The organism is Saliniferula longa, assembly GCF_050789285.1.
Lineage (GTDB): Bacteria > Pseudomonadota > Alphaproteobacteria > Rhodobacterales > Rhodobacteraceae > CAVPWP01.
Window position 1 is genome coordinate 339576 of record NZ_JBOUVX010000003.1, and the last position, 23466, is coordinate 363041.

Annotated in this window: 20 protein-coding genes; 7 read left to right on the plus strand and 13 right to left on the minus strand. The window is 69.2% G+C overall.

Annotation, left to right across the window (positions count from 1 at the left end; translation table 11 throughout):
• Window positions 1–16: 16 nt before the first annotated feature.
• The 4 genes from betB to ACRDNQ_RS14730 all read right to left on the minus strand — a co-directional run bounded on the left by betB (window position 17) and on the right by ACRDNQ_RS14730 (window position 5088).
• A complete protein-coding gene (gene betB, locus ACRDNQ_RS14715) occupies window positions 17–1468 on the minus strand; it encodes a betaine-aldehyde dehydrogenase (RefSeq protein ID WP_431829445.1) in 1452 nt (483 codons plus the stop codon).
• A 77-nt stretch (window positions 1469–1545) separates the two neighbouring features.
• The gene (gene der / locus ACRDNQ_RS14720; RefSeq protein ID WP_431829446.1) at window positions 1546–3006 is read right to left on the minus strand and encodes a ribosome biogenesis GTPase Der; all 1461 of its coding nucleotides are present in this window, start codon (window positions 3004–3006) and stop codon (window positions 1546–1548) included.
• A 44-nt stretch (window positions 3007–3050) separates the two neighbouring features.
• Entirely contained in the window at window positions 3051–4373 is a 1323-nt protein-coding gene (locus ACRDNQ_RS14725) for a PQQ-like beta-propeller repeat protein (protein WP_431829447.1), read from the minus strand.
• A gap of 55 nt (window positions 4374–4428) precedes the next feature.
• Complete coding sequence (locus ACRDNQ_RS14730) at window positions 4429–5088, minus strand: tetratricopeptide repeat protein (protein WP_431829448.1); 660 nt, start codon at window positions 5086–5088, stop codon at window positions 4429–4431.
• A 250-nt stretch (window positions 5089–5338) separates the two neighbouring features.
• Between ACRDNQ_RS14730 and ACRDNQ_RS14735 the strand changes: the two genes are divergently transcribed.
• The gene (locus ACRDNQ_RS14735) at window positions 5339–6487 is read left to right on the plus strand and encodes an efflux RND transporter periplasmic adaptor subunit (protein WP_431829449.1); all 1149 of its coding nucleotides are present in this window, start codon (window positions 5339–5341) and stop codon (window positions 6485–6487) included.
• The gene (locus ACRDNQ_RS14740; RefSeq protein WP_431829450.1) at window positions 6484–10197 is read left to right on the plus strand and encodes an efflux RND transporter permease subunit; all 3714 of its coding nucleotides are present in this window, start codon (window positions 6484–6486) and stop codon (window positions 10195–10197) included. The genes ACRDNQ_RS14735 and ACRDNQ_RS14740 overlap by 4 nt, the downstream gene beginning before the upstream one ends.
• 139 nt (window positions 10198–10336) lie before the next feature.
• Here the strand turns inward: ACRDNQ_RS14740 and ACRDNQ_RS14745 are convergent, their stop codons facing one another.
• Window positions 10337–12154, minus strand: coding sequence for an ABCB family ABC transporter ATP-binding protein/permease (locus ACRDNQ_RS14745; protein ID WP_431829451.1), 1818 nt, complete (start codon window positions 12152–12154; stop codon window positions 10337–10339).
• Window positions 12155–12284: 130 nt separating this feature from the next.
• Window positions 12285–13658 carry a LysM peptidoglycan-binding domain-containing protein gene (locus tag ACRDNQ_RS14750; RefSeq protein WP_431829452.1) on the minus strand — a complete coding sequence of 458 codons (1374 nt, stop codon included), beginning with the start codon at window positions 13656–13658 and terminating at the stop codon, window positions 12285–12287.
• A gap of 103 nt (window positions 13659–13761) precedes the next feature.
• On the opposite strand from ACRDNQ_RS14750, the gene ACRDNQ_RS14755 reads away from it, so the two are divergent.
• Entirely contained in the window at window positions 13762–14319 is a 558-nt protein-coding gene (locus tag ACRDNQ_RS14755; RefSeq protein ID WP_431829453.1) for an LOG family protein, read from the plus strand.
• Between the two features lie 106 nt (window positions 14320–14425).
• Here the strand turns inward: ACRDNQ_RS14755 and ACRDNQ_RS14760 are convergent, their stop codons facing one another.
• The 6 genes from ACRDNQ_RS14760 to ACRDNQ_RS14785 form a co-directional block, all read right to left on the minus strand.
• Window positions 14426–15028, minus strand: a complete 603-nt coding sequence (locus tag ACRDNQ_RS14760) for a superoxide dismutase (RefSeq protein WP_431829454.1) — start codon at window positions 15026–15028, stop codon at window positions 14426–14428.
• Window positions 15029–15135: 107 nt separating this feature from the next.
• Window positions 15136–15555, minus strand: coding sequence for a hypothetical protein (locus ACRDNQ_RS14765; RefSeq protein ID WP_431829455.1), 420 nt, complete (start codon window positions 15553–15555; stop codon window positions 15136–15138).
• On the minus strand, window positions 15555–16121 hold the full coding sequence (locus ACRDNQ_RS14770; RefSeq protein ID WP_431829456.1) for a sarcosine oxidase subunit gamma: 567 nt from the start codon (window positions 16119–16121) through the stop codon (window positions 15555–15557). The genes ACRDNQ_RS14765 and ACRDNQ_RS14770 overlap by 1 nt, the downstream gene beginning before the upstream one ends.
• Window positions 16114–19122, minus strand: coding sequence for a sarcosine oxidase subunit alpha family protein (locus ACRDNQ_RS14775; protein WP_431829457.1), 3009 nt, complete (start codon window positions 19120–19122; stop codon window positions 16114–16116). The genes ACRDNQ_RS14770 and ACRDNQ_RS14775 overlap by 8 nt, the downstream gene beginning before the upstream one ends.
• Window positions 19119–19442 (minus strand): sarcosine oxidase subunit delta, encoded by a 324-nt coding sequence (locus ACRDNQ_RS14780; RefSeq protein ID WP_431829458.1) that lies wholly within the window; start codon window positions 19440–19442, stop codon window positions 19119–19121. The genes ACRDNQ_RS14775 and ACRDNQ_RS14780 overlap by 4 nt, the downstream gene beginning before the upstream one ends.
• 36 nt (window positions 19443–19478) lie before the next feature.
• Window positions 19479–19664 (minus strand): hypothetical protein, encoded by a 186-nt coding sequence (locus ACRDNQ_RS14785; RefSeq protein ID WP_431829459.1) that lies wholly within the window; start codon window positions 19662–19664, stop codon window positions 19479–19481.
• Window positions 19665–19783: 119 nt separating this feature from the next.
• Between ACRDNQ_RS14785 and ACRDNQ_RS14790 the strand changes: the two genes are divergently transcribed.
• Window positions 19784–19933 carry a hypothetical protein gene (locus ACRDNQ_RS14790; protein WP_431829460.1) on the plus strand — a complete coding sequence of 50 codons (150 nt, stop codon included), beginning with the start codon at window positions 19784–19786 and terminating at the stop codon, window positions 19931–19933.
• A gap of 41 nt (window positions 19934–19974) precedes the next feature.
• Here the strand turns inward: ACRDNQ_RS14790 and ACRDNQ_RS14795 are convergent, their stop codons facing one another.
• The gene (locus ACRDNQ_RS14795; RefSeq protein ID WP_431829461.1) at window positions 19975–21219 is read right to left on the minus strand and encodes a sarcosine oxidase subunit beta family protein; all 1245 of its coding nucleotides are present in this window, start codon (window positions 21217–21219) and stop codon (window positions 19975–19977) included.
• A gap of 215 nt (window positions 21220–21434) precedes the next feature.
• Here ACRDNQ_RS14795 and ccmI point away from each other — a divergent pair, with 215 nt between their 5' ends.
• From ccmI to ACRDNQ_RS14810, 3 genes are all read left to right on the plus strand, one after another.
• Window positions 21435–22706 (plus strand): c-type cytochrome biogenesis protein CcmI, encoded by a 1272-nt coding sequence (ccmI, locus tag ACRDNQ_RS14800; RefSeq protein WP_431829462.1) that lies wholly within the window; start codon window positions 21435–21437, stop codon window positions 22704–22706.
• A complete protein-coding gene (gene ruvX / locus ACRDNQ_RS14805; protein WP_431829463.1) occupies window positions 22703–23167 on the plus strand; it encodes a Holliday junction resolvase RuvX in 465 nt (154 codons plus the stop codon). The genes ccmI and ruvX overlap by 4 nt, the downstream gene beginning before the upstream one ends.
• Before the next feature lie 61 nt (window positions 23168–23228).
• The gene (locus ACRDNQ_RS14810; protein ID WP_431829464.1) at window positions 23229–23459 is read left to right on the plus strand and encodes a DUF1289 domain-containing protein; all 231 of its coding nucleotides are present in this window, start codon (window positions 23229–23231) and stop codon (window positions 23457–23459) included.
• Window positions 23460–23466: the final 7 nt, after the last annotated feature.

Sequence of the window (23466 nt, forward strand, 5' to 3'; positions counted from 1 at the left end):
CCCCCTCGCTCGTCCCTCAGTAAGGGGCGACGACATCCCCCGTGGCCACGTAGACAGACTTGATCTGGCTGTAGTGATCTAGCGCATGGCGCGAGTTCTCGCGGCCCAGACCCGACGCTTTGACGCCTCCGAACGGCGCTTCGACCGGCGTCAGGTTGTAGGTGTTGATCCAGCAGGTGCCGGCCTGAAGCCGCGCCACGACCCGGTGCGCGCGCGCAAGATCACGGGTGAAGACCCCGGCGGACAGCCCGAATTCGGTGGCGTTCGCGCGCGCGACGATCTCGTCCTCCTGCGCAAAGCGCAGCACGCTCATCACCGGGCCGAAGATCTCTTCGCGTGCGATGGTCATCGCGTCCGTCACGTCGGCAAAGACGGTGGGCGCGATCCAGTAGCCGGCGCGGTCGATCCGGGTGCCACCAGCCACAAGCCGCGCGCCTTCGGCCACAGCGGCCTTGATATAGCCCATCACGATTTCGCACTGCCGGGCCGAGACTTGCGGGCCGTAATTCACGCTTTCGTCCAGCGGATCGCCGACCACCACACCGCTCAGCCGTTCGCCCAGCCGCGCAAGAAACACGTCGTGGATCGCCTCCTGCACGAAGACGCGGGTGCCGTTCGAACAGACCTGCCCCGAGGAGTAGAAGTTGCCGTTGATCGCCGCGCTGACCGCGTTTTCCAGATCGGCGTCGTCGAAGACGATCAGGGGCGACTTGCCGCCAAGCTCCATCGTGACGTGCTTCATGCCCGCGGCCGCCGCGGCATAGACCTTGCGCCCCGTCGGCACCGATCCGGTGAGCGACACCTTGGCGATGCGCGGATCGGTGGCCAGCGCCGCGCCAACCGCCCCCATCCCCTGCACCACGTTGAAAAGCCCCGGCGGGGCCCCGGCCTCGATATAGATCTCGGCAAGTTTCAGGGCGCTGAGCGGGGTCGTTTCCGAGGGCTTGAAAACCATCGCATTGCCGCAGGCCAGCGCCGGGGCCGATTTCCAGCTGGCGATCTGGATCGGATAGTTCCAGGCCCCGATGCCGGCGCAGATGCCCAGCGGCTCACGCCGGGTATAGACGAAGTTCTCGCCCAGCGGAATGAAGTCGCCGGTGTCCCCGGCGATGATGCCGCCGAAGTATTCAAGGCAATCGGCCCCGCTTGCGGCATCGGCCACCAGCGTCTCCTGCAGCGGCTTGCCGGTGTCGAGCGTCTCGAGAACGCTCAGGTCACGGTTGCGGACGCGCATGATCTCGGCGGCGCGGCGCAGGACGCGGCCGCGGGCGGCGGGCGTTTCGGCCGCCCACAGGCGCTGCGCCGCCTCGGCCGAAGCGATCGCCGCGTCGAGAACGGCGGGCGTGGCCGCGTGAAGCCGCGCGATGACCTCGCCCGTGGCGGGATAGAGGACCTCGATCACCTCGCCCGCGGGATCGTCGAGATAGGCGCCATTCACGAAATGGCTGCCGTTCGGCTGGGCGCGCATGGCCTGTCCCTCCGTGGTGTCGTCGTTCGCGCAGGCCCAGCTTTGGCCCCATTCCCTTGCCGGGGCAAGGGTGCGCGTCAGTCCTTCGACCGGCCGTGGATGTGCTTGCGCAACCGCGAGGGGGTGGATTTCTTGCGGTCCTTGTAGGGGTTCTGGTCGGACTGGCTGCGCAGCGTCAGCCGGATCGGCGTGCCCGGCATGTCGAAACTGTCGCGCAGCCCGTTGATCAGATAACGCTCGTAGCTTTCCGGCATCTTCTCGGGGTTCGAGCACATGACGACGAACCCGGGCGGCCGGGTCTTGGCCTGGGTCATGTAGCGCAGCTTGATCCGGCGGCCCGAGGGCGCCGGCGGCGGATGCGCCTCGACCATGCCCGCCAGCCAGCGGTTCAGCGGCGAGGTCGGCACGCGGCGGTTCCAGACGTCATACGCGCGCAGCACCGCGTCGTGCAGCTTGTCGAGGCCCCTGCCCGTCAGCGCCGACACCGTCACCAGCGGCGCGCCGCGCAACTGCGGCAGAAGCTTCTCGAAGGCCTCGCGCAGTTCCTTCAGCTTGGCCTGCTTGTCGGCCTCGACGTCCCACTTGTTGACCGCGACCACCACCGCGCGGCCCTCGCGCTCGGCCAGATCGGCGATGCGCAGGTCCTGCTGCTCGAACGGGATCGCCGCGTCGAGCAGGACGACCACCACCTCGGCGAACTTCACCGCGCGCAGCGCGTCGCCCACCGACAGCTTTTCGACCTTGTCCTGAATCCGCGCCTTCTTGCGCATCCCGGCGGTGTCGAAGAGACGCACCGGCGTGCCATCCCAGTCAAGCCGGACCGAGATCGCGTCGCGGGTGATGCCCGCCTCGGGGCCGGTCAACAGCCGATCCTCGCCGAGGATCTTGTTGATCAGCGTCGACTTTCCGGCGTTCGGACGACCGACGACGGCGATCTGAAGCGGCTTTTCGGCGGTGGGCACGCGCGGCCCGGCGTCGTCTTCGTCGCCCTCGTCGATGTCGACTTCGGTCTCGGGGGCGCTTTCCTCGGCCCGTGCCTCGGCCGCCTCGACCAGCGGGCGCAGGATCGACATGAGCTCGCCCATCCCCTCGCCATGTTCGGCCGACAGGCGCAGCGGCTCGCCCAGGCCCAGGGCATAGGCGTCAAGCACGCCCGCGTCCGCCGCCCGACCTTCGGCCTTGTTAGCGGCCAGGATGACGTGGGCCGACCGCCGCCGCAGGATGTCGGCGAAGACCTCGTCGGCGGGCAGGACGCCGGCACGGGCGTCGATCACGAACAGGCAGGCATCCGCCATGTCGACCGCGCGTTCGGTCAGCTTGCGCATTCGGCCCTGCAGGCTTTCGTCCGTCGCCTCTTCAAGGCCGGCCGTGTCGATCACGGTGAACCTCAGGTCGCCCAGCCGCGCCGCGCCTTCGCGCAGGTCCCGCGTCACGCCGGGCTGGTCGTCGACCAGCGCCAGGCGTTTGCCGACCAGGCGGTTGAACAGCGTCGACTTGCCCACGTTGGGACGTCCGACGATGGCAAGGGTGAAGGTCATGGGCGGTTCCCGATTCGAAGCGCGCGTTCTACACCGCTCGCCCCCTAGCGGAAAGCGTGAAGCGTCCCGCTTTCGCCGACGATGAAAAGCGTTCCGCCCGCCACGACGGGGGGCCGCGCGGCGGGTTCGGGCAGCGTCACGGCGGATAGAAGCGATCCGTCGACCGGGCTGAAGCTGCGCAGAAGCCCGTCGTCCGAGGCGACCAGAAGCCGTCCGCCGGCCAGAACCGGGCCGTAGTGGACGAAGACATCCTTGAGCCGCCGCGCCCGGCGCACCGGCTCGAACAGGGGAAGCGCGACGCCCCAGATCCGCTCGCCGGACGCGGCGTCGAGGCGAAGAAGCTCGTTGCGGTCCGAGATCAGGAAGACCGACCCGCCCTCGACCCAGACCGGGCCGAAGGCGCCCTCTTCCACGGTCCAGACCCTTTCGCCGGTCGCGGCGTCGACGGCGACGGTCCGCCCCGAGGTGTTGCCCATGAAGACGCGCCCGCCCGCGATCACCGGGTCGCCGCCGATGTCGAGGATGCGCGCGAAGACCGGCCCCAGCCGCTGCCCGGCGAGCGACGTGCTCCAAAGCGTCTCGCCGGTGTTGAGCGACAGCGCGGTGATCTGCCCCGACGAGAACGGCAGGATCACGCGGCCGTCCGCGATCGCCGGCGCGCTGCCGCCGACGACCCCGCTGACGCTGCGCGCACCCGGCGTCTGCCAGCGCACGCGCCCGTTGCCCACGTCGATCCCCCAGGCGCGGCTGTCCCGCGTCACAAGGGTCACGATGTCGCCCGACACCGTCGGCGCGCCCGAGGCGACCGAATCGAGTTCCTGCACCCAGATCGTGCCGCCGCTTGCGGCATCAAGCGCGTGAAGCTGTCCGAAGGCGGTCGCCACGAACAGCCGGTTGCCCTGCACCGCAAGCCCCCCGCCCGAGGCATCCTCGGGCCGGTCGCCCGGCCGCGTCAGATCTCGGGCCCAGAGGACCTGCCCGGTCGTCGAAAGCGACGTGACGCGGGCCTGCGAATCCATCGCGAAGATCTGCCCGCCCTGCACCACCGGGTCGACGGTCAGGCGCTGCCGGCGCGTGTTGCCGGCGCCAAGGTCCTGCGACCAGATCTGGGTCGGGACCGCGCCCAGCGCGGGCTGGGGCACGCGATGCGCGGCCGAGCCTGCCTTGTGCGTCCAGTTCGCGTTGAGCTGCGGCGCGGGCAGCGAGATGCGCGCCGCGCGATTGACCGGGCCTGCGGGCGCGGCCGGTGCGGCCTGGGTCGGATCGACGGGGGCCGACAGATCGGCGCGCAGGTCCTCTCTTTCGCCCGGAAGGATCACTTCCTGCTCGGTGCACCCGACCAGAAGCGCCGCAACAAGTGCGGCCATGACCCCTTTTGCCAAAGTGATGCGGATCACGCGTCCTCCCGTCGACCCGGCGATCTCAGGCGCCGTCCGGGGCGCCGCCAAGCACCACGATCAATTGCGTCGCGCGGTTTCGCAAGCCCTGGCTTGCCGTGCTGTCGGCCGAAATCTCGTTCAGCCGGTCAAGCGCGGCCTCGACGTTGCCCCGGTCGATCTCGGCCAAAGCGATCTGCTCGAGCGCGAGAAGACGGTAGGGCGCGCCGGGAAGGGCAAGCCCCTGCACCCGCGTGATCCGTTCGTCGGGCGACATCGTGGGGCCACCCGCCATCACGGCCTTGAGCGCGGCCAGGTCCCGCAAGAGCGGCGATGCCTCGGGCGAGGCCGCAAGCGCGTCAAGCGTCGACAAGGTGGCGGCAAGATCGCCGCCCTCGATATCGGCCCCCGCGGTCAGCAGGCCGACAAGAGCGGCAAGGTCGGGCCGCCCCGAGGTGTCCACGACCTCGAGCGCCGCGCGCCGGGCGGCGGGATCCTCGGTCTCGAGCGCGGCGATGATGGCATCGCCCAGCCGTTCGGCTTCGGCCTGCGCGGTCGCCTTGCGCCATTCGTTCCACGCGGCGCCGCCGACGATCAGCAGAACGGCAAGAATCGCGATCCAGCCATAGCGGCGCATCAGCGCGAACAGGCGGTCGCGGCGCAAGTCTTCGGTCACCTCGTCGATGAAGCTGTCCTGATTGGCCACGCGCCACCCTTTCCTTGCCGTCGGAAGACCTCATACCGCCCCCTGCCGCCGGTTGCAAAGGGCGTTCGCACATGGCCGGTCAGCCTTCTTGCGCGGCACCGCGAAAAAAACTAATCTGAACCGAACGGTTTAGCGTAAGATCAGTTGAACGCGAACAGATTGCAGACACACCCCTCCGCAAGCCATGCCCCCGGCGTCGCCCGCCGTGGACGACGTGCGGGGTGAAACAGGACGAGTTACGAGACCAATCATGCGCCTTTTCCCGATCCTGACCGCCGCCGTGGTCGTGGCGGTCCTCTATCTTCTGGTCTTCGATCGCGACCGCCTTCTGACCCTGGCCGGCGTCGGACCGACCGTGGTCGAGGCGGTCGAGGCCTCGGAAACCCCGGCCGAAGCGGCAGCGCACAATGCGCATGCCGTTCCAGTGGTGGCGATGCGCTCGACGGCGCAGGAAATCGACAGCGCGGTGGTGCTGCGCGGCCGCACCGAAGCGGCCCGCAACATCGACGTGCAGGCCGAGACCAGCGGACTTGTCGTGTCCGAACCGCTGCGCAAAGGCAGCACCGTCGCCGCCGGCGACCTTCTGTGCCGGCTTGACATCGGAACCCGCGCCGCCGCGCTTGCCGAAGCCGAAAGCCGCCTGACCGAAGCGCGCGCGCGGCTTGCCGACGCGGAAATCAACCTGACCGCCGCCTCGCGCCTCAGCGAGGGCGGTTTTGCCACCGAAACCCGGCTGACCGCGGCCGAAGCCGCCGCGGAATCGGCGCGGGCAGGCGTGCAGGCGGCCGAAGCCGCCATCGCCTCGGCCAAGACCGAGATCGACCGGATCGAGATCCGCGCCCCGTTCGACGGCCTTCTCGAAACCGACTCGGCCGAACTCGGATCGCTTCTGCAACCCGGCAGCGTCTGCGCCTCGATCATCCAGCTTGATCCGATCAAGCTTGTGGGCTTCGCGCCGGAAGTCGCCATCGACCGCATCACGGTCGGCGCGTCCGCCGGCGCGCGCCTGGCCACCGGGCGCGAGGTTCCGGGAACCGTGACCTTCCTGTCGCGCTCGGCCGACCCCGCCACCCGCACCTTCCGGGTCGAGGTCGAGGCGCCGAACGGCGATCTTGCCATCGGCGATGGGCAGACGGCCGAGATCTTCATCTCGTCGGACGGACAGGTGGCGCACCTGCTGCCGCAATCCGCGCTGACGCTGAACGACGAGGGCCGGCTTGGCGTGCGCCTTGTGGTCGACGCCGCCGCGGCCTTCGCGCCGGTGTCGGTGGTGCGCGACACGACCCAGGGCATCTGGGTCACCGGCCTCGAGCCCGACATCGAGGTGATCGTCGTCGGCCAGGAATACGTGACCGACGGCGTGCCCGTCGCCGTCACCCTGAAGGAGGCCGCGCAATGACGGGCATCGTCGACTGGGCCGCCGCGCGCGCCCGGATGGTCATCGCCTTCATCGTGCTGGCGCTGGTCGCCGGCGGCTACAGCTACGTCAACCTTCCCAAGGAAGGCGAGCCCGACATCGAGGTGCCGGCCGTCGTCATCTCGCTGCCGTTCCCCGGCATCTCGTCCGAGGACAGCGAAAAGCTTCTGATCAAGCCGATGGAGACCGAGCTTTCGGATCTCGACGGGCTGAAGTCGATGTCGTCGACCGCGGCCGAAGGCTATGCCAACGTCGTGCTCGAGTTCGAATTCGGCTGGGACAAGACCGCGACGCTCGCCGACGTGCGGGACGCCATGAGCGCGGCCGAGGCGCAGTTTCCCGCAGGGTTCGAGCGCTATTCGATCAGCGAATTCAACTTCTCGGAATTCCCGATCATCATCGTCAACCTCACCGGCCCGGTGCCGGAACGCACCCTGCTGCAGGTCGCCAAGCGCCTGCAGGACCGGCTCGAGGGGCTCGAGCCCGTGCTTGACGCCTCGCTTGCCGGCCAGCGCGACGAGATGGTCGAGGTCGTCATCGACCCGCTGCGGCTCGAGGCCTACAACGTGACCGCGGGCGAACTGATCGGCGTCGTGGTCAACAACAACCAGCTGATCGCCGCCGGCGAGATCGAAACCGCGACCGGCGCCTTCTCGGTCAAGATACCGGCCTCGTTCAACGACCAGCGCGACATCTTCACCCTGCCCGTCAAGGTCGACGGCGACCGGGTGGTGACGCTGGGCGATCTGGCTGACATCCGTCTGACCTTCGAGGATCGCCAGGGCACCGCGCGCTTCAACGGCGAGAACACCGTCGCGTTGCAGGTGGTCAAGCGCAAGGGCTTCAACCTGATCGACACCGCCGCCCTGGTGCGCGAGACGGTCGAGGCCGAACGCGCCGCATGGCCCGCCGAACTGCAGTCGGCGATCACCGTGGGCACCTCGAACGACCGCAGCCGCGAAGTCGTCTCGATGGTCCAGCAGCTTGAAGGGTCGGTGCTGACCGCCATTGCGCTGGTGATGATCGTGGTGCTTGCGGCACTTGGCACGCGCTCGGCGCTTCTGGTCGGCTTCGCGGTTCCCACCTCGTTCCTGATGACCTTCGCGCTGTTCGCGGTGATGGACGTCACGATCTCGAACATCGTGATGTTCGGCCTGATCCTGGCGGTCGGCATGCTGGTCGACGCCGCGGTGGTCATCGTCGAATATGGCGACCGGCGCATCGGCGAGGGCGCGGGCCCGATGACCGCCTATACCGAGGCCGCCAAGCGCATGTTCTGGCCGGTCGCCGCCTCGACCGCGACGACTCTGTGCGCCTTCCTGCCGATGCTCTTCTGGCCCGGCGTCGCGGGCGAGTTCATGGGGATGCTGCCGACCACGATGATCTTCGTGCTGACCGCGTCCTTCATCGTGGCGATCGTTTTCCTGCCCGTCGTCGGCGGGGTCGCCGGCCGCGCCAGCCGCCACCTTGGCCGCGTGGCCGGGGGACTGAAGCGCGTGCTGCCCTGGTGGGCCCGGGCCGCGCTGGTGCCGGTGGCGATGTACGGCATGTTCCTGGGCGCGATGCAGGCGCTGAACCCCGGCTACCTGCTGCCCGACGACGCCACTGGGGCGGGTCCGCGGATGTTCGGGGTCGCGCTGTTCTTCCTGTCGGCCGCCGCCTCGTCGATCACGCTTCAGGCCGCCCGGATCGAGCGGACCGCAGGCCAGATCCAGGCGGGCTACCGCCGCACGCCCTTCGGCCATTTCATCCGCCTGCTGACCGCCAACCCGATCATGCCGGTCCTCACGATCGTCGCGGTTGCGGCCTTCGTGGTGGGCACCTTCAGCGTCTACAGTCGGAACAACAACGGGGTCGAGTTCTTCGTCGAAAGCGAACCCGAGCAGGCGATCGTCTATGTCCGCGCGCGCGGCAACCTCAGCCTGGACGAAAAGGATGCTCTGGTGCGCCAGGTCGAGGACGTGATCCTTGACACCCAGGGCGTGCAGTCGGCCTTCGCCTTCGCCGGCTCGGGCGGTCTGAACCAGAACACCGGCGGCTCCGGCGGTCCGCGCGACGCCATCGGCCAGGTCCAGATCGAGCTTGTGCCCTGGGAAGACCGCCCCGACTACGCCCGCGGGCTTGACGGCGTGACCGCGGCCGACCTCGACGGCGACCTCGTGCTTGCCCGCCTGCAGGACCGGCTGGATCAGATCCCCGGCATCCAGACCGAGATCCTGAACCTGGCCCAGGGCCCGGCCTCGAGTAAGCCCGTCCATCTGCGCCTGATGGGCGACGACGGCGCGGCGCTGGCCCAGGCCGTCGCGATCGCGCGCGCCAAGTTCGAGTCGACGCCCGGACTTGTGGACCTCGAAGACACGCTGCCCCTGCCCGGCATCGACTGGCAGATCAACGTCGATGTCGAGAAAGCCGGCCGCTACGGCGCCGACGTGGCCACCGTGGGCGGCATGGTGCAGCTTGTGACGCGCGGCATCCTGCTCGACACGATGCGGGTGCCAAGCTCGGAGGACGAGATCGAGATCCGCGTCCGCCTGCCCGAGGACGACCGCGTGCTCTCGACACTCGACACGCTCAAGGTGCGCACGAGCGACGGCCTCGTGCCGCTGTCGAACTTCATCACCCGCGAACCCGTCGCGAAGCTTGCGCAGATCGACCGGATCGACCAGTCCCGCTACCTCGACGTCAAGGCGGGGGTCGAGGCCGACCTCGTGACGCTGGTCGACGACCAGGGTCGGGTCGTGGCGGCGCTGACCGACGAAGCGCTTGCCGCCGATCCGGCGCTGAGCGACCGCGTGGCAAGCGGCGCGTTGAACCGCGTGCCGCTGACCGCGAACGAACGCATCGCGCACCTGACGGAATGGCTTGAGGCCGAGCGCCCCTTCCCCACCGGCGTGACCTGGGAATGGACCGGCGACCAGGAGGACCAGGCCGAAAGCCAGGCCTTCCTCGGCACCGCCTTCGCCGGGGCGCTGGGGCTGATGTTCATCATCCTGCTTGCGCAGTTCAACTCGTTCTACAACTCGGTGCTGGTGCTGCTGGCGGTGGTGCTGTCGACGGCCGGCGTGCTGATCGGGATGCTGGTGATGGACCAGACCTTCTCGATCATCATGACCGGGACGGGGATCGTGGCGCTGGCGGGAATCGTGGTGAACAACAACATCGTGCTGATCGACACCTATCAGGAGTTCAGCCGCTACATGCCGCGGATCGAGGCGATCATCCGCACCGTCGAACAGCGGATCCGGCCGGTGCTGCTGACCACGATCACCACGATGGCCGGCCTGACGCCGATGATGCTGGGCATCAGCTTCGACTTCCTCGGCGGGGGCTATTCGATCGACAGCCCGACGTCGCTGTGGTGGAAGCAGCTTGCCACCGCGGTGGTCTTCGGCCTTGGCATCGCCACGGTGCTGACGCTGATCGTGACCCCGGCCATGCTGGCGCTGCGGGTCTGGGTCGGCGCGGGGGCCTATCGCTCGATCGCCGGGCTTCGGGCGCTGACCCACGGCAGCGGCAGCAAGACCGCGCGCGACCTCGCACTGCATAAGGCCGCGCGCAAGGTCAAGGACCCCGAGATCGTCTGGGAAATCGACGGTCCGTCGCCCGCACCGGCACCGGTGCCCGTGTCCGTCCCGCCGACGGACGCACCCGCGGAAGACGCGCCCGGAAAACCGCTTCGCGCGGCAGAGTGACGGCGCGGACAGCAAGAAGGACCCCGCCCTGGCGCGGGGCCTTTCGCTTCTTCTCTTGGGAAATACTCCCGCCGGAGGCCCCGCGCGGACTGCGCCGCACGAAGGCAGCGCGCCCGGAACGGGCGCACCGCAGTGACGGTCACGCCGCCTCTTCCCGCTCGGCCGCCTGCCGCTGCCAAAGGCCGGCATAGCGGCCCTGACTTGCCAGAAGCGCCTCGTGGGTGCCTTCCTCGACGATCCGGCCGGCTTCCAGCACGACGATGTGGTCGGCATCCGCGACCGTCGACAGGCGGTGCGCGATCATGATCACCGTGCGGCCCTCGCCCATGGCCTTGAGCTCGCCCTGGATCTCGGCCTCGGTCTCGGTGTCGAGCGCGCTCGTTGCCTCGTCCAGAAGCAGGATCGGGGGATTCTTCAGAAGCGTGCGCGCGATGCCCACGCGCTGCTTCTCGCCCCCCGACAGCTTCAGCCCGCGCTCGCCCACCTTCGTCTCGTAGCCCTCGGGCAGGCTGGCGATGAAGTCGTGGATCTTGGCGGCCCGCGCCGCTGCCTCGATCGCGTCGCGGCCGGCCTCGGGCCGACCGTAGGCGATGTTGTAGTAGATCGTGTCGTTGAACAGCACCGTGTCCTGCGGCACCACGCCGATGGCGTCGTGCAGGCTTTCCTGCGTGACGTCGCGGATGTCCTGCCCGTCGATGCGCAGCGCGCCGCCCCCCACGTCGTAGAACCGGAAGAGCAGCCGCCCGATCGTCGACTTCCCCGATCCCGTGGGGCCGACGATGGCGACGCTGCGGCCCGGGGGCACGGTCAGGCTCACGCCCTTCAGGATCGGGCGCGCCGTGTCGTACCCGAAACGAACGTCGTCAAACACGATCTCGCCCCCGGTGACTTTCAGCGGCGGCGCCCCGGGCTTGTCCGTCACCTCGGCGGGCTGTTCGAGAAGGTCGAACATCTCGCCCATGTCGACCAGCGCCTGACGGATCTCGCGGTAGACCGTGCCAAGGAAGTTCAGCGGCATGGTGATCTGGATCATGTAGGCGTTGACCATCACGAAATCGCCCACGGTCAGCGCGCCGTTCGACACCCCGATCGCCGCCATCACCATCACGATGACCAGCGCCGTCGTGATTATCAGCGACTGCCCGAAATTGAGGAACGCCAGCGAATAGTTGGTCTTGAGCGCCGCCGCCTCGTAGCCTTCCATCGCCCGGTCATAGCGCGCGGCCTCGCGCCGCTCGGCGCCGAAATACTTGACCGTCTCGAAGTTGAGCAGGCTGTCGATCGCCTTCTGGTTGGCGTCGGTGTCCTGGTCGTTCATCTGCTTGCGGATCTTCACGCGCCATTCGGTCACCTTGAAGGTGAACCAGACATAGATCGCGATCGTCACGGTCAGCACGATCAGGTAGTCGATGTCGAAGACCACCGCCAGCACGATGCCGGTCAGCAGAAGCTCGAGCACCAGCGGCCCGATCGAGAACAGAAGGAAGCGCAGCAGGAAGTCGACGCCCTTCACCCCCCGCTCGATGATCCGGGACAGGCCCCCGGTCTTGCGCGTGATGTGATAGCGCAGCGACAGCCTGTGGATGTGCTCGAAGGTCTCGAGCGCCAGCTTGCGCAGCGCGCGCTGGCCCACGGCGGCGAAAAGCGCATCGCGCAACTGCTGGAAGCCCACGTTCGACAGCCGCGCCACGCCATAGGCGACGGTCAGGCCGACCGCCCCCAGCCCCAGCGTCCAGGCCGCGTCCGCTGACCCTTCGCCCGACAGCGTGTCGACCGCCGCCTTGTAGAAGAAGGGCGTGGCCACCGTGATGACCTTGGCAAGGATCAGCGCGACCATCGCCAGCACGACGCGGCGCTTGGCCCAGCCTTCGCCTTCGGGCCACAGATAGGGCGCGACCCTGCGCACGGTTCGCCAGCCGCTGCGGCGGGCCTCGGTCTCGAAATCGGTGTCTGCCACGCGCCGGTGCGCCTTCTGCGGTGAAACGGTCCCCGACCCTAATGCGGGTCCGCGGCGAAGACCAGAGAGCGCCGCCCGCGGCGCGCCTGTGCATTCGCGCACGGATCGCGCCGCACGGCCCTGCGGTGCGTCAGTCCGGGACGGTAAAGACCTGCCCGGGATAGATCAGGTCGGGGTCGCGGATGCGATCGCGGTTGGCCTCGAAGACGCGCACGTAAAGCAGGCCCTCGCCATAATTCTCGCGGGCGATCCCCCACAGCGTGTTGCCGGGCTGAACCGTCACCAGTTCGACCGGACGGGTGACCGTCGCGCCGTCGGCGGCGTCAAGCGCCTGAAGATCGGTGACCGCTTCGCGCTGGAACGGCGTCTCGGCGCGCGAGGTGACGACCCCGCCCGCGTCGAGTTCGTCCACGCGCAGGGTATAGACCCCGGTGTCGATGTCCGGAAGCTCGGTCCGCCACTGGCCCCCCTCGCCCACCTGAGTGGTCAGGAGAGGCGCGTTGTCGAGATAGACGCGCACGAAGCCTTCGCCCGTGGCGCGCCCGGCAAGCTGCACCTCGCCCGCCGCGTCGTAGCTGATCGAGTCGATGCGCACGCTGTCCATGACCTCGGGGCCTTCGCCGCCGGACTGAAGCACCTGCACCCCGTCGGCATCGGCCAGCAGCACGATCGGCGCGGTCTGGTCGGGCCCGGCCTCGGCGGACGCGGCGTCGACGGGCGACGCCACGGCTTCTGGCGCGGCTGCCGCATCTTCGGCCGGATCGGTCGCTGCGATGTCGACCCCGGCTTCGTCCGGTTCGGCGGCCGCCGCCTCTGCGACAGGCGGTTCGGTCGCCGTCGGTTCCGCGACCGATGGTTCGGCAGCAGGCGGTTCGGGCGTCGTGTCCGCAACCGCCGCCACCTCGGGCGATGGCGCAAGGATCACGGTCTGGGCCGACGTCGCGGCCTCGCCGCCCGCGTCCGGCGCGGCAAGCGAGATGACGCGCGGCGCGTCGGCCCGGCCGACGTCGAGCATGGCGACGAAGTTGCCGCGCGCATCCGCCTCGGCCGTGGCGACCGTGGCGCCGTCGATCTGCACCTCGACCGTGGCGCCGGGCGCGGCGCGTCCGGCGATCAGCGCGTTGCCGTCGGGTTCGACCCGAACCACGTCGAATTCGGGGCGGGCATCGGCCCCGGTTTCGGGCGCGGCGGGCGTTTCGACGGCGGGCGTTTCCGCGGCGCTCTGCCCTGTGGCGTCCCCTGTGGTGTCCCCCGGCGCGTCCCCCGTGGCGTCCCCGGCGGCTTCCCCGGGCGTCGCGGCGTCCGATGCGTCAGGCGCCGACGTGGCGGGCCCTGACGCTGCCGGTTCGGGCACGGCGGCGATTTCTGCCCCGGGCGCGGCCTGGTCCCGCGGCGGCTGCTGGCGCGTTCCGTAGATCGCCACCCCCGCAACCACGACCGCCAGACCGCCAAGGATCAGATAGGCAATCCCGCGTTTTCCCTGCGCCGGCGCATCATCGGCCATGGCAGCATCCCCCTTTGTCCTCGGCCATCCCCATGCCGAAGCTTGAGCGACCATACCAACCCCGCTATCACCGGTCAAAACCCTTTGGCGAAAGCAGCTTATCATGACAACCGCATCCCGTTCCGTCTGTGTGTTCTGCGGCTCGCGCTATGGCAGCGACCCGGCGTGGCGCGGCGCCGCCGAAGACCTTGGCCGCGGGATCGCCGAGGCGGGCTGGCAGCTGGTCTACGGGGCGGGCGACGTGGGGCTGATGGGCGCGGTCGCCAACGCGGCGCAGGCCGGCGGCGCCGACACGCTGGGCGTAATCCCGATCCACCTTCTGTCCCACGAGAAGGGCCGCCGCGATCTGACCCGCTTCGTCGTCACCGAGAACATGCACGAGCGCAAGAAAGTCATGTTCATGAACTCGGACGCGATCGTCGTCCTGCCCGGCGGCGCGGGCACGCTTGACGAATTCTTCGAGGTGCTGACCTGGCGGCAACTGGGCCTGCACGCCAAGCCGATCCATCTTCTGAACGTCGCGGGCTATTGGGACCCGCTTCTCCGGCTGATCGACAGCGTCATCGCCACGGGCTTCGCCGAACCGAGCCTGCGCGCCTTCGTCGAGGCGCCGGACACCGTGGCGGCCTGCCTTTCACGGCTGGGCGCCCAGTTGTCCTGAACCCGGGACGGACCGAAAAGGAAAGCCCGCCACAGGCGGGCGGGCTTTCCGGGTCGTTGGGGGGCGCGCGTGCCGGATCGCGCCGCGCCGTGTCCTGCGCCGGGCCTCACATCCGCGAGGCGACGTTTTCCCAGTTCACGAGTTTCTCGAGGAAGTTCGTCAGATAGGCCGGGCGCTTGTTGCGGAAGTCGATGTAGTAGGAATGCTCCCACACGTCACAGCCCAGAAGCGCGGTCTGCCCGAAGCACAGCGGGTTCACGCCGTTCTCGGTCTTGGTGACCTTCAGGCTGCCGTCCTTGTCCTTGACCAGCCAGCACCAGCCCGATCCGAACTGGCCCGCACCGGCGGCGGCGAAGTCGTCCTTGAACTTCTGGACCGACCCGAAGCTTTCGGTGATCGCCTTTTCAAGCGCGCCCGGCATCTTCTTGGCTTCGCCCGGCCCCATCATTTCCCAGAACTGGTTGTGGTTCCAGTGCTGGCTGGCGTTGTTGAAGATGCCGTTCTGGGCCACCGCGCCGGCCTGGTAGGTGCCGGTGATGATGTCCTCAAGGCTCTTGCCCTCCCACTCGGTGCCCGCGATCAGCTTGTTGCCGTTGTCGACATAGGCCTTGTGGTGAAGGTCGTGGTGATACTCCAGCGTCTCCTTCGACATGCCGAGACCGGCAAGCGCGTCATGGGCATAGGGAAGATCGGGAAGTTCGAAAGCCATGGTGATAGCCCCTCTGTTGGCGTGGCGTCAGACTGGCGCATACCTGTGCCGTGGGGGCCGCAAGGTCAACCCCGGACGACGCCGACGCGGGCCGCCGGCCGATGCCCTCAGCCAGTCCGGGCGCAGCCGCCGCGGGCGAAGAAGCGCTCTTGAAAGCCCAGGGGCACGGCGGTGACGATCAGCCGGTTCGGGGCCTTCTGCAACGAGGCGCGGAAGGTCATCGTGGCCTTGGCAAGGTTGAAGCCCTGCATCGGGATCGACCAGGTCACGACCAGCTTGGCGTCGGTGTTCTCGGTCACCTTGCCCTGGATCGGGCCGCCATAGGTCGCGCGGATCAGCGGATCGAGAACCCGCACCGACCCGCCGTCGGGCGCGATCTCGAAGCGCATCCTTTCCTGGATGGGATTGGAAAAGCGCCCGAAGGCCTCGGTCGCGTAGACCCGCCGCTGGACCACGCAGTCCAGCGTTTCGGCCAGCGCCGGCGCGGCCGTGGCAAGAAGCAGGGCGGCAAGGGCGAGGCTGCGCATCAGAAATACTCCACCCGGGCCTCGGGGGCGGCGGCATTGGCGAGCACGTCGAAGACGTAGCGCGCGACCGACCGGAAGGCGACGATCTCGACGCTGTCGGGGCCAGGCATCCAGATGGCGGCCGCCACCTGTGCAAGCCGCGTGCGCCGCACCTCGCCCGGGCCGAAGGCGTCGGGGTGAAGGTCGGCAGGCGTCAGCTTCGACAGGACCTCGCGCGCGCCCGGGCCCTCAAGCCGGAACAGGCAGCGCGCGTCCGACACGTCGACCGCCAGATGGTGAGTGCCCGAAAGCGCGCGGGCCAGCGTCGCCGCGCCCCCGGCCGCCTCGGCGCGCGGCAGCAGCACCATCACCTCGTCGGGCGCCATCCACAGAAGACCGTTCTCTCCGGCAAGCGCGGCGCCGCGCGGGCCGGGAAAGTCCACCCCGGCCAGCTTCGCTGCCGCCGTCTTCAGCTTGGCCGAGGACAGATCGCCCTTCAGCGTGATCATGCCCCGGGGCGGCAGTTCCGTGATGCGGACGAGACCCTCGAAGGTCGCGCCGCCAAGCGGGCTGACGGGATCAGACATTCTGCTTCTCTCCCTCGGGGTCGTAGAAGACGGGGCTGACGATCCGCGCCTTCACCGTGCCGCCCTTGCCATTGGTGAAATCCAGAACCTCGCCCATGCGGTCGGGGCCATGGCGCACAAGGCCCATGGCGATGCCGCGCCCCAGCGTGGGCGAATGATAGGTCGAGGTCACGCGCCCCTGCGTGTTCCGCTGGCCGTTGGCATTGCGGCCCGCGTCCAGCGCATAGGCGCCCTCGGGCAGGACCGAGCCGTCAATCGTCTCAAGCCCCACCAGCTTCCAGCGGGTCGGGTCGGTCATATGGGTCCGTTCCTGCGCGCGCTTGCCCAGGAAGTCGGCCTTCTTCTTCGACACCGCCCAGTCAAGCCCAAGGTCTTGCGGGATCACGGTGCCGTCGGTTTCGTCGCCGATCATGATGAACCCCTTCTCGGCCCGAAGCACGTGCAGCGCCTCGGTGCCGTAAGGCATGACCCCGAAGGGCTCGCCCGCCGCGACCAGCGCTTCCCACAGCGCCAGCCCCTGCCCCGCGGGCACCGCGATCTCGTAGCTGAGCTCGCCCGAGAACGAGATCCGGAAGACCCGCACCGGAAACCCGCCCAGCGTGCCGTCGGCCCACTGCATGAAGGGCAGCGCCTCGGCCGAGACATCCATGCCGCCAAGCCGGTCCAGCAGGTCGCGGGCGTGCGGGCCGACGACGGCGATCTGGGCATAGGCCTCGGTCAGATTGGCGGTAAAGACCTTCCAGTCCCACCATTCACACTGAAGCCAGTCTTCCATATGCGCGTGGATACGATCCGCGCCGCCGGTGGTGGTGTGACACAGCCAGGTGTCCTCGTCGATCCGGGCGACCACGCCGTCGTCGATGAGAAACCCGTTCTCGTTGCACATCAGTCCATAGCGGCATTTGCCCACGGGCAACGTCGACATCATGTTGGTGTACATCATGTCGAGGAACCGGCCCGCATCGGGTCCCTTGACAAGGATCTTGCCAAGGGTCGACGCGTCCAGCAGTCCGACGCCGTCGCGGACGTTGCGCACCTCGCGCTGAACCGCCGCCTCGACGCTTTCGCCGGCGCGCGGGAAGGCATAGGGCCGCCGCCACTGGCCCACCGGTTCCCAATGCGCGCCCTGCGCCTCGTGCCAGCCGTGGATCGCGGTGCGCCGCAGCGGCTGGAACAGTGCGCCGCGCGCCTCGCCGGCGATGGCGCCCAGGGTGATGGGCGTGTAGGGCGGGCGGAAGGTTGTCGTGCCGACCTGCGGGATGGCTTCACCCAATGACTGAGAAAGAACGGCAAGACCGTTGATGTTGCTCAGCTTTCCCTGATCGGTCGCCATTCCCAGCGTGGTATAGCGCTTGGCGTGCTCGACGCTTTCATAGCCTTCGCGCGCGGCCAGTTCGACGTCGGACACCTTCACGTCGTTCTGGAAGTCGAGCCACATCTTCGATTTCAGGTCGGCCCCCGCGGCCGCGGGCATCACCCAGACTGGCAGGATCGGGCCCTCGGCCGGTGCCTCGGCCTTTGGCGCCGCCGGGGCACGCTTGCCATGACCGGCCGCTTTCGCCGCGGCGACCCCCGCCCGATGACCGCTTGTCACGGCCGCCGGGGTCGTCAGGTCGCCGTCCGCCGCCCCCGCCGCCCGGACGAAGGGCTGGCCATCCGCGCCGGTCGGCGCGCGCTCGGCGTCGGGGCGGAACATCGCCTGCGCCTCGTCCCACCAAAGCTTGCCGCCGCAGTGCGACCAAAGGTGAACGACCGGCGACCAGCCGCCCGACATCGCGACAGCGTCGCAGGCGATCTCGTCCAACACCGCGCCCTCGCCCGCCGCGGCGCAGACCGCCACGCCTTCGACCCGCGCCACGCCCTTGACCTTCGCCACGGCGCGGCCGGTCAGGATGCGCAGACCCTCGGCGCGCGCGGCCTCGACCAGTTCGCCGCCGGGGGCCTCGCGCGGATCGAGGATCGCGGGCACCTGAAGCCCCGCCGCCACCAGCGCCAGCGCCGTGCGGTAGCCGTCGTCGTTGTTGGTGACGACGACCGTCCGGTCGCCGGGCGAGACGCCGTAATCCACGACATAATCGCGCACGGCCGAGGCCAGCATCACCCCCGGCACGTCGTTGCCGGCGAAGCTCAGCGGCCGCTCGATCGCGCCGGTGGCCGTCACCACCTGCGCGGCGCGGATCTTCCACAGCCGCTGGCGCGGCCCGCCGCGGTCGGGGTCGTGGTCGGTCAGACGCTCGGCCGCAAGCACATAGCCGTGGTCATAGACGCCGGACCCCATGGTGCGCAGGCGAAGCCGGACATTGGACATCGTTTCTAGTTCGGAAACGACCTTCTCGACCCAGGCGGCGGCCTCGATCCCGTCGATGGTGCCGGCGTCCGTCACGCGCCCGCCCCAGTGGGCCGTCTGCTCGACCACCAGCACCCGCGCCCCGGCCTTGCCAGCGGCGCGCGCCGCGGCCAGACCCGCGATCCCGCCGCCCACGACCAGCACGTCGACATGGGCGTGCATCTGCTCGTAGCGATCCGCATCGCGATGCGCGGGCGCCCGGCCCAGACCGGCGGATTGCCGGATGAAGGGTTCGTAGACGTGTTTCCAGAACGACCGGGGATGCAGGAACATCTTGTAATAGAAGCCCGCCGGCAGGAACCGCGACAGGAACCCGTTGACCGCGCCCAGGTCGAATTCGAGGCTGGGCCAGTGGTTCTGACTGAGCGCCTCAAGCCCCTCGTGAAGCTCGGTCGTGGTGGCGCGGGCGTTGGGCTCGAACCGGCGGTCGCGGCCCAGGCCCACCAGCGCGTTGGGCTCTTCCGCGCCGCTGGCCACGATGCCGCGCGGGCGGTGGTACTTGAAGGACCGCCCGACCAGCAACTGTCCGTTCGCCAGCAAAGCGGACGCCAGCGTATCGCCCTGGCAGCCGCGCATCCGCTTGCCGTTGAAGGTGAACTCGACCGTCGCGGCGCGGTCGATTAGGCGGCCGCCCCGGGGCAGACGCGCGCTCATGCCCCGGCCCTCCAGCCCGGGCGCTTGGCGTCGATCGCGTCAAGAATCGCCTGCGGTGGCGCCGATGTCTGCGCCGGGTAGGTCCCGAACACCTCGAGCGTCACGGTGCAGCGCGCGGCCAGGAACCACTTGCCGCAGCCATAGGCATGGCGCCAGCGCTCGAAATGGACGCCCTTGGGGTTGGCGCGGTGAAAGAGATACCCCTCGAAGTCGTCATCCGACGACCCCGGCCCGAAGCGCTTCAGATGCGCCTCGCCGCCTGGGGCAAGCTCGGTCTCGTCGGCGGCAATACCGCAGCAGGGACAGGTCAGGATCAGCACGGCGCGGCCCCCTTGCGGGCGGCCATGCGCCCGACGTCAGAGATTTGGATAGATCGGCGCGGGCGGAACCGGCGTCTCGCCGATGCCGTATCCGGTGTAGAGCACGTGGAAGAAAAGGACCACGACGATGGGAACAAGGATGCCCGCCGCCAGCCCCGCGATCTTGCCCCTGTGCCGGTGGAAGGTGTCGGCGTCGGGCAGGCGGGAAAGCAGGGCGTGCATGGGGTCGTCTCCGGATCGTGTCGCCCCCGAGATATGGTCATGACGCCGCAGGTCAAGCGCGCCCCGTTGACCTTCGCACGCGGCAGGCGCATGTCAGCGCAAACAGCAAGGCAGGCCCCATGGTTCACGTCATCCGCATCCTTCCGCTCGCAATGCTTCTCGTCACGGCCAGTATCGTGGTGTGGCGCGGGCTTGATGACCGCGCCGGCAAGGCGAAGTCGAAGCTTCGCAAGCCCGCCGAACCGCGCGGCTGGAAGTTCTGGCGCTAGCCACCCGGCCACGACGGCGGGGCGCAGGGCGGTCACGACCGTCAATGTGCCACCCCCGCGGCCACGCTTTCGTCCACGAACCTGCCCGCACGAAAACGGTCTAGTCCGAATTCCGCGGCCAGCGGGCTTTCGCCCGTCGCCATCAGCTGGGCCATCGCCCACCCCGATCCCGGTATCGCCTTGAACCCGCCGGTTCCCCAGCCGCAGTTGATGAAGCAGCCCTGAAGCGGTGTCTTCGAGATGATGGGCGAGCGGTCGCCGGTCATGTCGACGATCCCGCCCCACTGGCGCAGCATCTTCAGCCGGCTGATCATCGGAAAGGTCTCGATCAGGGCGCGCACGGTTTCCTCGATATGGTGGAAGGACCCGCGCTGGGTGTAGTTGTTATAGCCGTCCGCGCCGCCGCCGATCACCATCTCGCCCTTGTCGGACTGGCTCATGTAGCCATGCACCGTGTTGGCCATGACGACCACGTCCATGCAGGGCTTGATCGGTTCGCTGACCAGCGCCTGAAGCGCGACCGACTCGATCGGCAGCCGGAACCCCGCCATCCGGGCGACCACGCCGGAATGGCCCGCCACCACGATGCCAAGCCTGCCGCAGCCGATCGTGCCCTTCGTCGTCTCGACCGCCGTGACGTGCCCGTTCTCGGAGCGCACGCCCGTGACTTCGCACTTCTGCAGGATGTGCATCCCCATGGCCGAACAGGCCCGGGCATAGCCCCAGGCCACCGCATCGTGCCGCGCCGTGCCGCCGCGCGGTTGCCAGAGCGCGCCGAGAACCGGATAGCGGGGGCCGCGCGTCTCGATGATCGGGCACAGGTCCTTGACGCGCTCGGGGCCGATGAACTCGGTTTCGACGCCCTGGAGGGAATTGGCCTGCGCGGTGCGCCGGTAGCCGCGCACCTCGTGTTCGGTCTGGGCCAGCATCATCACGCCGCGCGGGCTGAACATGACGTTCATGTTCAGGTCCTGGCTCAGCGTCTCGTAAAGGCTGCGCGACTTCTCGTAGATCGCGGCCGACGGGTCCTGCAGGTAGTTCGAGCGGATGATCGTGGTGTTCCGCCCGGTGTTGCCACCACCAAGCCAGCCCTTTTCCAGAACCGCGACATTGGTGATGCCGTGGTTCTTGCCAAGGTAGTAGGCCGTGGCAAGGCCATGTCCGCCCGCGCCGACGATCACCACGTCGTAGCGGTCGCGCGGCACCGGGCTGCCCCAGGCGCGGTCCCAGCCGGTGTGGCCGCGAAGGGCCTCGCGCGCGACGGCGAAGACGGAATAGCGCTGCATCGGATTCCCTTCCGGGGCTTGGGTCGGACTCACCGTCGACCTTATGGGAAAATCCGCGCGCCGACGCCACGGCTACCTGCGGCACATCGCGCCCAAATCGCGACATGCGGCAATCCCCCGCGCCCCTCTCGCGCGGCTTTGATCGCCCAGGGGATCGGGCGGGGGTTTCTTCCATGCCGCCGCCGCTATAGATGAAGCCTGCGAAGGAGAGGCGGATGGCGTTCTGGATCATTTCGGCGGCGATGGCGATCGGCGTGGGCGCGCTTCTGGCGCTGGCGATGATCCGGGCCCGGCGCGGCGCGGGGATCGGCTCGGGCTCGTCGGACGTGCAGGTCTATCGTGACCAGCTGAAAGAGGTCGACCGCGACCTTGCGCGCGGCGTCCTGAGCCCCGAGGAAGCCGAACAGGTCCGCATCGAGATCTCGCGCCGCCTTCTGGACGCCGACCGCAAGGCCGCCGAAGGCGACACGGCGGCCGCAGGCCAGGGGGTGGCCGCCGCAGCGACGATCACGACCCCGCTGGGCGCGCTGGCGCTTGGGGCGGTCGTGGTGGCCGCAGCACTTGCGCTTTACGGACGGCTCGGTGCGCCGGGATACCCGGACCTGCCGCTCGCGACCCGGATCGAGATGGCCGAAGCCGCCCGCGCCGCACGTCCCACACAGGAGACGGCCGAGGCCGAGATCGCCGCCCGCGTCCCGCCGGTGACCAATGCCGACCCGCAGCACCTGCAACTGGTCGAGCAGCTGCGCGCGGCGCTGGCGACGCGCCCCGACGACCTGACCGGCTACACGCTTCTGACGCGCAACGAGGCCGCCCTTGGCAACTTCGCCGCCGCGCGCAAGGCGCAGGCGCGCGTGATCGAGCTTCTGGGCGACCGCGCGACCGCGGCCGACTATGCCGATCTCGCCGACCTGATGATCCTTGCCGCCGGCGGCTTCGTCTCGCCCGAGGCCGAGGACGCGCTGCTTCAGACGCTGAACCGCGACCCCGGCAACGGCACCGCGCTTTACTATTCCGGGCTTCTCTACATCCAGACGGGGCGGCCCGACCGGGCCTTTGCCCTCTGGCGGCCGCTTCTGGAACGCAGCACGCCCGAAGACCCATGGTATCTTCCTGTCCGCGCCCAGATCGAGGAACTGGCCCTGCGCGCCGGCGTCACCTACACCCCGCCGGCGCCGACGCCCCCGCCGATGGCGGGTGGGGGCCTGCGCGGCCCCTCGGCCGCAGATGTCGAGGCCGCGCAGGAGATGACGGCCGAAGACCGCCAGGCGATGATCGAGAACATGGTGGCGGGCCTGTCGGACCGGCTGGCCAGCGAAGGCGGCACGGCCGAGGAATGGGCGCGCCTGATCACCGCCCTGGGCGTTCTGGGCCGGACCGACGAAGCCCGCGCCATCGCCGACGAGGCGCTGACCGCCTTCGCCTCGGAACCCGCCGCGCTACCGGTGATCGAGGAAGCGCGCCAGCGCGCCGGCATCGCCGAATGATCTTCGACGACATCGCGACCTTCGCCGCCGCCCTGCCCGCCTCGGGCGCCGTCGCGGGCCTCGATTTCGGGGAAAAGACGATCGGAGTGGCGATCTCGGACACGCGCCGCACGGTGGCCACCCCGTCCGAGACGATCCGGCGAGCGAAATTCACGCAGGACGCGGCGGCGCTGGCCCGGATCCTGTCCGATCGCGCGGCGGTGGGGGTCATCCTTGGCCTGCCCCTGAACATGGACGGCTCGGAAGGGCCGCGCTGCCAGTCGACGCGGGCCTTCGCGCGCAACTTCGCGCGGCTGTCCGCGCTGCCGATCGCGTTCTGGGACGAACGCCTGTCGACGGTGGCGGCCGAGCGCGCGCTGCTTGAAGCCGACGCCTCGCGCCGCCGGCGCGGCGCGGTGATCGACCATGTCGCGGCGGGATTCATCCTGCAGGGCGCGCTTGACCGCATGGGGCGGCTGTGACGCAGGTGGCGGTCGCGGCGGCGCGTGCTATGTGCCGGGGACGGCGGGAAGGAAGACGCACGTGAACGACGACATCTGGCGGCGCGACGAGATCGAAAGCCCCTGCATCAAGGTTTGCCTGATCCATCCCGAAGCGCGGATCTGCGCGGGGTGCTACCGGACGATCGACGAGATCGGCGGCTGGACGCGGCTTTCCCCCGAGGACCGTCGCCGGATCATGGACGACCTGCCCGCGCGCGCCGCCCGGCTGAAGCAGCGCCGCGGAGGGCGCGCAGGGCGCCTCGCGCGCTGATCCGGCG